The 13565-nt window shown below is 42.5% G+C and carries 11 protein-coding genes; 2 read left to right on the forward strand and 9 right to left on the reverse strand.

Annotated elements, in window-relative coordinates; genetic code table 11:
- The first annotated feature begins 48 nt into the window (after positions 1 to 48).
- Positions 49 to 858 carry a bifunctional hydroxymethylpyrimidine kinase/phosphomethylpyrimidine kinase gene (locus MHH61_RS07460; protein WP_024426411.1) on the forward strand — a complete coding sequence of 270 codons (810 nt, stop codon included), beginning with the start codon at positions 49 to 51 and terminating at the stop codon, positions 856 to 858.
- A gap of 47 nt (positions 859 to 905) precedes the next feature.
- Here MHH61_RS07460 and MHH61_RS07465 read toward each other — a convergent pair whose 3' ends face one another.
- The 6 genes from MHH61_RS07465 to MHH61_RS07490 all read right to left on the reverse strand — a co-directional run bounded on the left by MHH61_RS07465 (position 906) and on the right by MHH61_RS07490 (position 6870).
- On the reverse strand, positions 906 to 1982 hold the full coding sequence (locus MHH61_RS07465; protein WP_125585802.1) for a chitobiase/beta-hexosaminidase C-terminal domain-containing protein: 1077 nt from the start codon (positions 1980 to 1982) through the stop codon (positions 906 to 908).
- Positions 1983 to 2138: 156 nt separating this feature from the next.
- Positions 2139 to 2393 (reverse strand): hypothetical protein, encoded by a 255-nt coding sequence (locus MHH61_RS07470; protein ID WP_024423823.1) that lies wholly within the window; start codon positions 2391 to 2393, stop codon positions 2139 to 2141.
- Positions 2394 to 2583: 190 nt separating this feature from the next.
- Positions 2584 to 4041: a sucrose-6-phosphate hydrolase gene (locus tag MHH61_RS07475; protein ID WP_251215183.1), complete on the reverse strand. Its 1458-nt coding sequence runs from the start codon at positions 4039 to 4041 to the stop codon at positions 2584 to 2586.
- A 19-nt stretch (positions 4042 to 4060) separates the two neighbouring features.
- Entirely contained in the window at positions 4061 to 5449 is a 1389-nt protein-coding gene (locus MHH61_RS07480; RefSeq protein ID WP_125585798.1) for a sucrose-specific PTS transporter subunit IIBC, read from the reverse strand.
- A gap of 256 nt (positions 5450 to 5705) precedes the next feature.
- Positions 5706 to 6539: a PRD domain-containing protein gene (locus MHH61_RS07485; RefSeq protein ID WP_024423828.1), complete on the reverse strand. Its 834-nt coding sequence runs from the start codon at positions 6537 to 6539 to the stop codon at positions 5706 to 5708.
- A gap of 52 nt (positions 6540 to 6591) precedes the next feature.
- Positions 6592 to 6870 carry a hypothetical protein gene (locus MHH61_RS07490; RefSeq protein WP_024423829.1) on the reverse strand — a complete coding sequence of 93 codons (279 nt, stop codon included), beginning with the start codon at positions 6868 to 6870 and terminating at the stop codon, positions 6592 to 6594.
- Positions 6871 to 7370: 500 nt separating this feature from the next.
- Here MHH61_RS07490 and MHH61_RS07495 point away from each other — a divergent pair, with 500 nt between their 5' ends.
- Positions 7371 to 9797 carry a S8 family serine peptidase gene (locus MHH61_RS07495; protein WP_125585796.1) on the forward strand — a complete coding sequence of 809 codons (2427 nt, stop codon included), beginning with the start codon at positions 7371 to 7373 and terminating at the stop codon, positions 9795 to 9797.
- A gap of 320 nt (positions 9798 to 10117) precedes the next feature.
- Here the strand turns inward: MHH61_RS07495 and MHH61_RS07500 are convergent, their stop codons facing one another.
- The 3 genes from MHH61_RS07500 to MHH61_RS07510 form a co-directional block, all read right to left on the reverse strand.
- The gene (locus MHH61_RS07500; RefSeq protein WP_125585794.1) at positions 10118 to 11119 is read right to left on the reverse strand and encodes an LLM class flavin-dependent oxidoreductase; all 1002 of its coding nucleotides are present in this window, start codon (positions 11117 to 11119) and stop codon (positions 10118 to 10120) included.
- 56 nt (positions 11120 to 11175) lie between these two features.
- On the reverse strand, positions 11176 to 11925 hold the full coding sequence (gene nfsA, locus MHH61_RS07505) for an oxygen-insensitive NADPH nitroreductase (protein ID WP_024426423.1): 750 nt from the start codon (positions 11923 to 11925) through the stop codon (positions 11176 to 11178).
- 110 nt (positions 11926 to 12035) lie between these two features.
- Positions 12036 to 13247, reverse strand: a complete 1212-nt coding sequence (locus MHH61_RS07510) for an FtsW/RodA/SpoVE family cell cycle protein (protein ID WP_125585792.1) — start codon at positions 13245 to 13247, stop codon at positions 12036 to 12038.
- Positions 13248 to 13565 lie beyond the last annotated feature (318 nt).

Consider the following 13565-nt stretch of genomic DNA (forward strand, 5'->3'; position numbering starts at 1 on the left):
AGGGATAGAACAATAACTGTTACACATCACATTGGAGGTTCAGCAACTATGTCTATGAATAAAGCACTCACCATCGCAGGTTCGGATTCAAGCGGCGGTGCAGGTATCCAAGCAGATTTAAAAACGTTTCAAGAAAAAAACGTCTACGGGATGACAGCTTTAACCGTTGTCGTTGCAATGGACCCACATAATCATTGGGATCATCAGGTGTTTCCAATTGATACGGCGACAATTCGCGCGCAGCTCTCTACCATTGTAGAAGGCATTGGTGTAGATGCACTGAAAACGGGTATGCTTCCTACCGTCGACGTGATCGAGCTTGCAGCTGACACCATCAAAACATATGACCTAAAAAATGTCGTCATTGATCCTGTCATGGTTTGTAAGGGTGCGAACGAAGTCCTTTACCCAGAGCACGCGGAAGCACTGCGTGAAAAGCTCACGCCACTGGCAACCGTTATCACACCTAACCTTTTCGAAGCAGGTCAATTAAGCGGAATCGGCGAGATCAAAACGATCGAACAAATGGAAGAAGCAGCAAAACGCATTCACGAACTTGGTGCAAAGTATGTGGTTATCACTGGAGGCGGTAAGCTCAGCGAAGACAAAGCCATCGATTTACTTTATGATGGACAAACCTTCGAGCGCCTTGAAACAGATAAAATTGACACAGAATACACACACGGCGCAGGCTGCACATTCTCAGCAGCAGTCACAGCTGAACTAGCGAATGGATCAGACGTGAAAGAAGCCATTTATGCAGCAAAAGAATTCATCACGGCTGCCATTAAAGGCTCTTTCCAGCTAAACGAATACATTGGACCAACAAAGCATTCTGCTCATCGTTTTGACAAATAAAACAGAAAAAACCGATTCGCCTTGTTAGGAGGTGAATCGGTTTTTGTTTATCGAAAGCTTCGTCTCTGTGCAAACAGCCAATCTGTTAAGCCTGGCGTCTCATAAGCAGGCGTCCATGATGCATGGTCATATCCATACTTACTAGCATACTCCGTATAAAGCGGCTGGCCGCCAGCTTTTTGAATAGCTTGAATTGTATTTCTTGCATAGCTGATAGGGATAATGGAATCATCTTCTGCATGAAATGCCCATATTGGCTTGTGTGCTAAAATTCCTGCCTTGCTTGGATCTGCTCCCCCCGCAATAGGAATCATTGCTGCAAACAAACGAGGATATGTGATGTTCAACTGGTACGTGCCAAATCCACCTTGTGATAAACCCGTCGCATAAATTCTTTTCTGATCAATCTGATAAGAAGTTAACACATGCTGAAGGACATCATAAGCTTTGTGTAAATCTGGTGAAAATTGAAACACGTTTGTCAGATCAATTTCATTTTGCACATTTCTTGTTAATGCAAAGCCTCCATCGACAGCATCTCGCGCCTGAGGTGCAAGTACGTACGAAGGATGTTTCTTTTGGACTTCAGGAGAAGCCCATAAAACTGCACCATCATTCGCAAGTAACTGCTTTTGATTGTCTGGCCCCCTCTCCCCGCCTCCATGTAAGAATAGGACGAGAGGATAGGCTTTACCCCTTTTATGGTTTTTTGGAATATACAGCCGATAAGGCATTCCTTGATATTCAAAAGATAAAAAGGATGATGCGATATCCTCTCGTGTGACAAAACGATAATTGTACGTAGACGTAGCAAGTCGATACCTATTTATGTAAGCGTTTACTTTTAAAGTCGTATTGGCATCAATATGAATAGGCTTTTTATATCGCTGACTTTGAGTTGTCGGCTGGCTGCCATCTTTTGTGTAATAAAGAGAAGCTTTTGGCACCGGAGAATGGAGAACCACCTCTTGTGAGCGATAATATTCACCAGATGGTACAGAGGCAGTAGGTGCAAAAAATGACGTGTGTTGAGTTCGGGCAGATGAAACGGAAGGATTGAGAAAACTCATAGAAAATAGGACAATCATAAAGGTGATCAGGCATTTCTTGGTTGTATGGTTCATATCGTTCCTCCTGTACATGCTCAGATGAAATTTTTATTTATTATTGATCATGACAATATAAATGTCAACGCTTTCATTTAAATTTCCGAATAATCAGTCAGAATACAAAAAAGCGTACCCGCACGCAGGTACACTCTTTTATCCATACATGAATGCCTATTTTTGCTGATCGGACTCTTTCGCCATTTTTCGAATAAAGGCTTCAATGGATTCAACAAATAAAGCATATTCTTTCATTTGTTTATACGTATCTGACAGCTTCTCTTTCACTTCTTCCTGCTCTAAAGAAGGTTCACCGAGAATAGATTGAACTTGAATGAGCAATTCTTTATATTCTTCACGTTTATCTTCAACATGATCTGCCATTGTCTCCAAGCGTTTTCTAGTCGTCGGCTGCTGTTTTGAATTCAAGTAAACAACCCCTTTTTTTGTCCTACCGCATTTGGATAAACGTCAGCCTCAGCTGTATATATTTTAAAATGATACCATAATTCCACCTGTTATCATATATGTAAAACGTCATCAAACCGCTTTAGGCCAACCTTGTATATACACGCTTTAGGCTTTAAGTTACAGGCTGATCTCACTAGAAAAAAGCAGATCATTGATCTGCTTCTCTTTGTAAATGCCATGTCTTCAGTTTCAGCTTTGTTTCATTTCTGCCACTGATGGAGATCGATTTATTTCCCGGGGAAGGAAAGTAACGTGCAGTAAAAACTTCTCGGCCTCCGTTTACAAAAATCTCAATTGACGATGAGTCGATAAAGATATGAAGGTCGTGTAATTCCTCTATAAGTGCTTCACGAACTTCCTTTGATCGATCTTCAAATCGATCCCGCTCTAATGTCAGCTTCCCTTCCTCTTTATCATAGATAATGCGTGCTGCTGCACGGATACAGCATTCAAACCCTTTTTGTGTATCAATTTGATCAATGAATACCTCTGCGCTCGTAATATCCTCTACAGGGATGGAATGAACAGAACGTTTAATATGAAAAACATGCTCTTGTTCATTGGTCCGCATGGATTGAAGTTCACTTACTGGTTTTTGAATCAGATGTCCGTCCTCATCTAAATGGAGCTCTCTCGGGATCGTGAGACAGTGTATCCATTGATAAGAAATGGTCGGATGATGCTCTTCTCCTTGATCAGGCACCCCCATCCACCCGATTAAAAGTCGTCTGCCTGTTTCGTCTAGAAAGGTTTGCTGCGCATAAAAGTCAAAACCGCGGTCCAGTTCCTCAAACGCTCCGTGTGTATATTGATAGGAGTGATCATCCAATGTGCCAACAAAATAGCCTGATTGATGTGTGTTGTGATATTTTAAGCCATCCGACTCTAGTCCTTGCGGTGACACAATCAATACATCCCGGCCGTCTAATTCAAACAGATCTGGACATTCCCACATATAGCCGAAATTGTCTAAACCATTCTTTCCGCTGCCTGCAATCGTGCCTTGAAACGTCCAATTATCTAACGTATCAGAGGTAAATAAGACAAGGTGTCCTTTCAGATCTAAGCTTTGTGCACCAAGGACCATGTACCACTGGCCATTTCGCTTCCATACCTTCGGATCTCGAAAATGGGCAGTGAATCCTTCCGGCAGCGTTGCCACAACACCTTTTTTCTCAAAGTGAATACCATCTTCCGAAACAGCTAAACATTGATACGTCTCACGGTTCCCTTGTTCATCCCGAACGTTTCCAGTGTACATCACATACATCCGCCCATCGTCTATAAATGCACTGCCAGAATAACAGCCGTTTTGATCAAACCAATCACTTGGGGCAAGAGCGGCTTCTTCGTGCTGCCAATTGACTAGATCTGTCGATGTGTAATGCCCCCAGAATTTTGCACCATGCCCCGTTTTGAATGGCTGCCACTGATAGAAGACGTGGTAAATTCCTTTCCACTGAATCAGCCCATTCGGATCATTTAAAAGACCGACTGGCGGCATCAAATGAAAATGCTGCCGGTACACATCCTTTTTGACCAAATGCTCATAGTTTCGAATACGGTCTGCTATCTTTTGACGAAGTGCTGCGTCAGTTGTTGTCATGACTGTGACCACTCCTTGATTATTTTTCGACTTCTTTTATTTTAAAAATGATAGTGAGAATAAATGAAACAGCAACAGCGATTAACATACCAATCACATAATTGACCACATTCTGAACACCGAATGGTGCTGCAATCGCAATCATCGGTATGCCTGTTAAACCATAGGCATTGGCTGCTACCTTCGTGAAAACGACAAATGCCCCGCCCAATGCTCCTCCAATCATCGCCGCAATAAATGGTTGACGATAGCGGAGGTTTACACCGAATATGACAGGCTCAGTAATTCCTAAAAAAGCAGAGAAGGCAGCAGGAAGGGCAATTTCTTTTGTTTTTGCACGCTTGGCTAAGAAAAAGACAGCCAATCCTGCCCCGCCTTGGGCGACATTGGACATTGCCCAGATCGGCAGCAAATAGTTACGCCCAATATCATTCAGCAATCCTGCCTCAATCGCATGGAAGCTATGGTGAACCCCTGTGAGCACAATTAAAGAGTAAGCACCGCCGAAAATGAGTCCTGCTAAGAACCCTGCATGGTCATAAATAAATGTCAGTGCATTCGAAATTCCTGTACCAAGCATTCTTCCAAGCGGTCCAACTGCAATAAATGTCACAAATCCAGTGACAATCACGGTCACAAATGGGGTCACAAGTAAATCAATACTGTTTGGAACCACTTTTCTTAAATTTTTCTCAACAAGGCACATGATATATACGGTCAATAACACTGGAATAACCGTCCCTTGGTAACCAAGAAGAGCAATATCAACATTGAATAAATGCATATATTCAGGTTTTGCTTCCGTCAATCCCCACGGATTAAGCAGATTCGGGTGAATCATAATTCCCCCAATGACAGCCCCTAAATACGGATTTCCGCCAAACTCTTTCGCTGCACTGACCCCAATTAAAATCGGCAAAATGATAAAGGCTGCACTTGAGAACATATCAAGCATTTGGAAGATCGCAGAGCTTGGATCAGCCCATTTGAAGGCTTTCATCATACCTAAGAGACCCATTAACAAACCGCTTGCCACAATTGCTGGAATGATCGGTACAAAAATATTTGATAACGTCTTTGCAAAACGCGCAAGTGGATTCATTTTTTGTTTCACTGCTTCATCATGGCTGACAGGCTTTTGTTTCTCGTCGCCAGTCTCAAGACCAGTCTCACGAGCAAATGGTTCATATACTTTGTTGACAGATCCCGTTCCTAAAATGACCTGAAATTGCCCTGAACTTGAGAAAGCCCCTTTCACACCTTCAAGTTCTTCAATGGCCTCTTTGTCAATCAAATCCTCATTTTTCACCACCAATCTGAGTCTTGTTGCACAATGCGTTGCACTGATGACATTTTCCTTGCCGCCTAACAGTTTCATTAATTCTTTAGCTGTTTTTTGATAATCCATGATGTCTCCTCCTTTTTTAAAGCAAAAAAGACCTAAAATTCACCAACGAGTAAAGGACATACACGTCCCCTCGTTACGCAAATTTTAGGTCTTGCCTGCCTGACAGTCACAATCCCGCGATATCAATTTTTGATGACGCTTTCATCATAGTATAAGACTGTGACATGCGTCAACCTCTTTTTTCAAATCCAATGACCCATATACACTAATAAGAGTAGTGTGCATAAAAAAAAGCCTGCATGCAGGCACGATCATTTTAAACCAATTCGGCTTCCTGCAGACGCTGGACATGCAGCGTGATGTAGCCGATCTCCGATTCAGGGAGATGAAGTCCATATTCATCTTTTAACAAATCAGCGAGTCCAAGTGCACACCGGTACGCCGTATCATACTTTGTTTGGATAAAAATCAGCATGTCTTCGTCCATGATTTGAAATGCTTCATTCGATTCCAACCTGCCTAATGCATACCTTAAATGTGTCACAAGCCGCTGATAGGAAATACTATCCTCATCAATTGAATGCTGAAAATAGCTTTCAATATGCTCGATCATTTCTTTAATCATCGTTGTATATTTCACGGTCTTTTTCATGGACTCCGTATTCATTTTGGCCGTATGAATATGAAGTGCCACATATCCTGCCTCATCGTCCGGCAGTTCAACCCCAAGCCGCTCCTTTACATAACGAATGGCATACTTTCCAATCTCATATTCCTGCTTATATAAGACTTTGATCTCACCAAGCAATTTATTATATAGCACAATGCCTTTTTGAAGGCGTTCAATGGCGAAGGACAAATGATCAGTCAGTGATATGTGAATGTGATCACTGAGCGGCATCATGAGTTTCCCCTCTGCATAACTGATGATATGCTCTGCCACCTCAATATGCGCTTCTGGCAATGTGGCAAGAATTTGTTTGAATTTCTCATTTTCTTCACGCACAACAAAGATTTTCTCTATTTTTTGAAGAGGAACGACGTCATTTTTCCCCTTCTGAAAAGCAATTCCGGGTCCCATCACAATTTTCTCCTGATCGCCCTCCTTCACAACCACTGCGTTGTTATTCAATATTTTATATATCTTCAAGGGGTATCCTCTCCCAGCAGATAACATTTCTTATGTGGGATTTTACCCTGTTTCACTTTTTCTGTAAAGGTAAGAGCGGACCAGCACGCGCCTCTCGCATCGTCTTCTCTTCAAGCATCATCAGACTTTGAGTAAACCGCTTCTCTGCCCTGCGTTTCTTCTTATGTTCTTCTGCCAGCTTCTCCAGCTCTCTCTCTTTCACTACTTGAAAGAATCCAGCATCCGCCGCGGCCGCCTGAAACCCTTGATTCTTCATCATCACACCAGGGTTCACAAGCACATTCATCATGAAACCAAACCATACGCTCAACCAGCTTTTTAATTTCTTCACTGAACATCCCTCCGCTTTTCTTAGAATCTAGCAGCTCTAGCAAAACAACTGCTCCTATCATATCCCGAGAAAAAAGAGAGGTTTGTCACAATCTGGGTGAAAAAACCAACTAGTTTTCAGAAGTTTTGTTGAAAAGTGCAGAAGATCATCATGTGCCTGGATGTTTCATTGAAAATTTTATACACACGCTATCCCAAAGATAAGCACACCTTATCAACAGGATTTATCCACATATCAACACCCTCTTACTAGATTTTGTGTATGTAAATTTTTTATTTTCCATATATGTATCTGAATAATCGAGTTATCAACAGACATTTGTGAATAAGTGCGACTTTATAAACAAAATAGTTCTTTATAACTATGTAAAATAAGACCATTTTAGTAAAGGAATTGTTTTCAACGTATTGAATACTTAATAACGGGCAGTGAATCTTTCCTATTTATCCACAAAAAGAAAGGCTATCTCCCTAAAAACACAGCTAGAAAGGGGAAAATTAATGAAAAAGGTCATATCTCGTTCTTCTGTTCTATTGTTCTCCACTATTTTTATTTTATCCACATTCTTTACCGGTCAACAGGCTGCTGCTGCTCCATCTAACAAAAAGATGGAACTAGAAAAAGCAGAAATCTTCGGTGAAATCAATGTCAACTCGAGAAAACAAACCACTGTCATTGTTGAATTAAAGGAAAAATCCTTAGTTGAAGCCAAGCAAGAAGGCGAATCACAAACAAAAGCCTCCCTCAAAAAATCTCGAACAAAAGTAAAGAACGCAGCACTCAAAGAGGTAGATAAAGCGAGTGTTCGTCAAGAATATGAAAAAGTCTTCTCTGGTTTCTCTATGAAACTTCCTGCAAACGAAATCCCGAAGCTGCTCGCAGTTGATGGAGTAAAAGCCGTTTATCCGGATGTTACATATAAAACCGATGAAGTGAAAAAGGAAAGCATCCAGCTTCCAAACGAAGATGTCTCCCCGCTTATGGATAAGAGCGCTCCATTTATCGGTGCACCAAAAGCATGGGATGCCGGCTATTCCGGAAAAGGGGTCAAAGTCGCAGTCATTGATACTGGAGTAGACTATACCCACCCTGATTTAAAAGGAAACTTCGGTTTATACAAAGGCTATGACTTTGTTGATAATGATTATTCTCCGCAAGAGACACCTAAAGGAGATCCTAGAGGCGAATCCACAGATCACGGCACACACGTTGCAGGAACGATTGCGGCAAATGGACAAATTAAAGGGGTCGCAAAGGATGCCACGCTTCTTGCATACCGTGTACTGGGACCAGGTGGATCTGGAACAACTGAGAACGTTCTTGCAGGCATCGACCGGGCTGTTACTGACGGAGCAGATGTCATGAACCTCTCTCTTGGAAACAGTGTCAATAACCCTGATTATGCAACGAGCATTGCACTCGATTGGGCCATGTCTGAAGGCGTTGTAGCTGTTACTTCGAATGGAAACAGCGGTCCTAACAACTGGACTGTCGGTTCTCCCGGCACCTCAAGAGAAGCCATTTCTGTCGGAGCAACTCAGCTTCCGTACAGCCTTTACAATGTGAAATTCCCGAATTATTCTACTGCAAAAGTCATGGGCTACTACCAAGAGAGTGATTTAAAAGCGCTTGACCAAAAACAAGTCACACTCGTCCAAGCAGGAATCGGTGACGAAAAGGCATTTGAAGACATCGATGTTAAAGGAAAGGTGGCCGTAATTGAACGTGGTGCCATTGCTTTTGTGGATAAAGTCGACAATGCAAAAGCCGCTGGTGCAATCGGCGTTGTGATGTATAACAATACCGATGGAGAGATTCCAGTCGACGTACCAGGTCTCGCACTTCCTACAATTAAGCTGTCAAAAGCTGAAGGAACAGCGCTTATCAAAGCCATTGAGGCTGGAAACGATACAACGGCTTTCACCATTCAATTTGTCAAAGAACTTAGTGAGCAAGTCGCTGACTTCTCATCCCGCGGACCGGTTGTGGATACGTGGATGATTAAGCCTGATTTATCAGCACCCGGTGTCAGCATTGTGAGTACGATCCCAACACATGATCCTTCTCAGCCTTACGGATATGGTTCTAAGCAAGGAACAAGTATGGCATCTCCGCATGTGGCAGGAGTTGCAGCGATCATCAAACAAGCAAAACCATCGTACACAACTGAACAAATCAAAGCATTGCTGATGAATACAGCAGAAAAACTATTTGACGCAAATGGCAGCCCATTCCCTCATAACACACAAGGAACAGGCAGCGTTCGAATCATGGAATCACTTCAAGCGTCTTCTATCGTTTCTGATGCGAGCTATTCATACGGCACTTTCTTAAAGGAAAAAGGCGTTCAAATCAAAACGAAGAAATTTAAGGTAGAAAACCTTTCAAAAGCACCGAAAACGTATACCATTGATTACAAATTCAATGGCAGCGGCATTAGTACAAACGGAACGAAAAAAATCACCGTCAAAGGGAATTCCACTGGATCCTTTACTTCCGCAGTCCAGGTGAATTACGGAAAAACCAAAAAAGGGACGTACCAAGGCAGCATCACCATTCGCGAAAATGGCAGAAAGGTCACGGAAATCCCTACTTTATTGATTGTGAAAGAGCCTGATTATCCGCGCGTCACTTCTGTTTCCGTAGAGCCGGACAATCGTGCTGGAAGCTATGTCATTAGCAGCTACCTGCCTGGCGGTGCTGAGAACCTTGCATTCCTTGTCTACTCGACCGATGGAGAGTATTTAGGTGAAGCTGGTGTTTATCAACATGTTGATAAAGGAGAGCACCGCGTAAAATGGAATGGCACAATCAATCAAGGCCAGAAGCTTGAAGCTGGTGAGTATACAATGCTTGCGTATGCAAGTTTGAAAGGAAAATCAGATACCGTACAAACGAAGGAACCTTTCGAAATTTACCCTGAATAAATATGGATCACAAGAAAAGCCTTGTATGAGCGGATAAGCTCATCAAGGCTTTTCGATCATATATGGAGGAAAGAGAAACTCATGTTGATTTTGCTATGGATCGTTTCTTTTTTTACTGCTTTTTTTCTGACGATCACATTGGTTTATTTTCTAACCTTTTTACATACGAAGCAGCCTCGTCCTTTTCATCAAGCATGCGAGCTGACTGTTTATGCTTCCTGTATCTATCCGCTCAGCCTGCTGGTGTCAGCCGCCTTCTTCCTCACCATGATGCTCCTTTTTCCCTTGTACTGGCTCCGCAGGCGATAAATATACATACGTTATGCATCAAAGGCTTCTTTTAATAAACGATACGATGTGAGCCTGTCTTGCAAGTGATGTGTGATGGTTACAGCGATCAATTCATCTGTCCGATAAGCCTTCGCGAGTGTGGTCAGCTGCTTTTTCACAGATGCTGGTGTTCCAACGACCATCCTTTGACGATTGGCAGCCACTCGTTTTTGTTCATAAGGACTGTAGGAATACGACTGTGCCTCTTCATATGAAGGAAAGCCTTCAAGATTCAGCCCCTGTTCATTGGCAAGTAAAGATAAATCTAAGCTGACAGCCAGTTTTTCTGCCTGCTCCTCTGTTTCGGCACATAAAACAAAGACTGCCAGACTGACACGCGGCTGATCACCGAATACTGAAGGTTCAAATCGATTGATATATTGCTCCACAGAGTCTTCTCCGCCTTCACCATTAATAAAAAGCGCAAACGTGTAGCCTGCACCTGCTTTCGCCGCAAGCCTTGCACTCCCTCCAGAAGAACCAAGCATCCATACTTCTGGCGCGGTCTCTACCTTCGGAGAAGCAGTCAAATGAGGCAGCGGGTAAAATTCATCCGCTAGATCATGTAAATAGACCTTCAATTCCTCTACCTGCTCAGGATACTGGTCGCCTAGACGCTTTCGCTCACCATGATGAAGGGCAATGGAGGAAATAGGCATACCACCAGGGGCACGTCCAATCCCAAGATCGATTCTGCCAGGAGCCAGCGCTTCGAGAACCCTGAAGTTCTCTGCTACTTTATAGGCGCTGTAGTGCGGGAGCATAACGCCGCCAGAGCCAATGCGTATGTGCGATGTAACGGCTGATAAATGGCCGAGAAGCACCTCTGGACTCGATCCTGCAAGCCGGTTTGAAAAATGATGCTCTGATACCCAAAAACGGTGATAACCCCACTTCTCCGCCTGCTTCGCCAGTTCAACCGTCTGCTTCAGTGCTTCAGCAGGCGTAGCGCCTCCTATCAAAGGAGATTGATCCAGTATACTTAATTTCATTATGCTGCACCTCTTACAGAAATCCCCCTCTCTTAATGGAAAGGGGGATGTCTTATTTATTTTCGATTAAATCCCTTCTCTTTCACAAATTCTCCAAGGAAGGCACGCTTTGGCTGGCTAAAGCCCCGCAGCATCTGCTCAGACCAAGTATCTTTTCTCTCACCGTTTGTTCGTGCTTCATAATATGCGGAAATACGATCGTCGTATTCTTTTAAATAACGATCCACATGCGCTTCATCTTGCTGATATGAATTTTCATGATATATGAGTTCAACTGGCAGCCGTTCCTTTTGTGACGACTGATTAGCTGGATGGCCAACAGCCAGACCGAATAACGGCAGCACATAAGATGGCGTTTCAAGCACTTCAGAGACTTCTCTCAGCTGATTACGCAGTCCGCCAATATAGCAGATCCCAAGTCCCATTGATTCTGCAGCAACACTGACATTTTGTGCAGCCAATGCCGCATCGATGACGCTAATGAGAAAGGCTTCCGTATTCTCAAGCGCCTCCTGATGATTCTTCCCTGCTTTTTTTGCAATATGATCATGGCGTTTCAAGTCTGCACAGAAGACAAAGAAATGCCCGTTCTTCTCAACGTATGGCTGATTCCCAGCCAGTTCAGCAAGCTTGGCCTTCTTCCCCTGATCTGTCACCCCAATAATACTATACGCCTGTACATAGCTTGATGTCGAAGCAGCCTGTGCACTTTTGATCAGTGTCAGCACCTCTTCTTCTGTCAAACGCTCGTCTGTAAACGAACGGATGGATCGATGATTTAATATGGTTTCTATCGTTTTGTTCAATTCGAAGACCTCCTTCACTTCTTCTATCATAAGGCAAAGACATAGGGCTTTTCAAAAATTAAAACTCGCATCAAAAAAGACAGCCTATACTTAGACTGCCCTTACTCGTTTTATTTAAATAAATAACTTTGATATTTCGTTAATTGAACGCTTGCGTTATAGGCGATCCCGAATCCAATGAGAACAGACAAGACAGAGCTTCCTCCAAAGCTGATAAATAAGAGTGGAATCCCTGTTACAGGCATCACGCCTATGTTCATGCCAATGTTCTGGAACGTATGGATTACAATCAATGCTGTATATCCTACGCAGAAGAATGACGCAAAACGGCTATAAGGATGGATACGGTCAATCAGTACGACAAGCCGGTAAATCAAGAAGAAGAACATGATCACAACAAACGCACAGCCGATAAAGCCAAAGGCTTCACCTATAATGGAGAAAATCATATCCGTTTGTGCTTCAGGAACGTAGACCTTTAAGTTTTTAATGCCATTCCCAAAAATCTGCCCTGCACCAATGGCCATAATCGCCTGCTCTACTTGATATTTATCAGATCCAGATGCATCCTGCGTCTGTGTTTGGTTGGCTGTCGAAGAACTATCAGGCAGCCAAGCGGTAATCCGGTTGATCTGGTACTGCTGAATACCTATTGTTTTCGCAAAATCAGGGAATAAGATGATCACAGCTAAAACAGAAGCAATTAAAAGCACAACCACTGAACCGATGAGAGAGATCAGTTTCCAATTGATCCCTGATAAAAACACCATCACCACAACAATAAACATACAAACAGCCGCAGTCCCTGCATCCTGCAAGAAGATCAGTCCAACTGGTACAGCTGACACGCCGGCAATTTTTAATAGAAGGAAAATATCATCCTCTAATGTCCGCTTTCCTCTAGGTGAAGACTTTCCAATAACAGATGCGAGCATCATAATCAAACCAATTTTCATGAACTCTGAGGGCTGAAGTGTTCCAACCCCTGGTATCACAAACCAGCTTTTTGCACCATTTTTAATTGGAGCAAAATCATGACTTCCAATTTTTGCAGGAGCAACTTTCAGAAAAAGTAACAACAGTATGCCACCTATAAAAATATAGAGACTTAGCTTCTCTAATTGCTCTAAGTCAAAATAATTAATAGCAACAATACATATAACTCCGACCATATAGTATATGATCTGTCTGGTCCATGCATTAGATCCGTACTGCCCAAATTGACCCGCAGCATAAATCGCAATGACACTGATGGCAAAGAAGGCTAAAAATATAAAAATCAAATCTCCTTGATAGTAAGGAGATGTATTCTGCTTGTTCATGAACTAACCACCCTTATTACAAAACATAAAAGCCCTTATTTATATTAGATTGAAATTTTCACAAAATCAACTCACCTTAAATATGACGGAAGATACATCCGAAAGGTTCCATTCAATTTTCAAAAAATGAAATACTTTTCATCCTAACAATAGGAAAAAATCCCTCTATACACTTTTCATTCAATCGATCTCAAGTCCTTTAAAAAGTTTATTTTACAGATTTTAAGGGAAAAATTCAATGACCTATGTGGTGATATAACAAGTAAACATCCGATGAGATAAGCTGCACTGAGGAAAGAGGAATAAAACCATTTTGTA

The organism is Bacillus sp. FSL K6-3154 (assembly GCF_040869395.1).
Taxonomy (GTDB): Bacteria; Bacillota; Bacilli; order Bacillales; family Bacillaceae; genus Bacillus; species Bacillus safensis.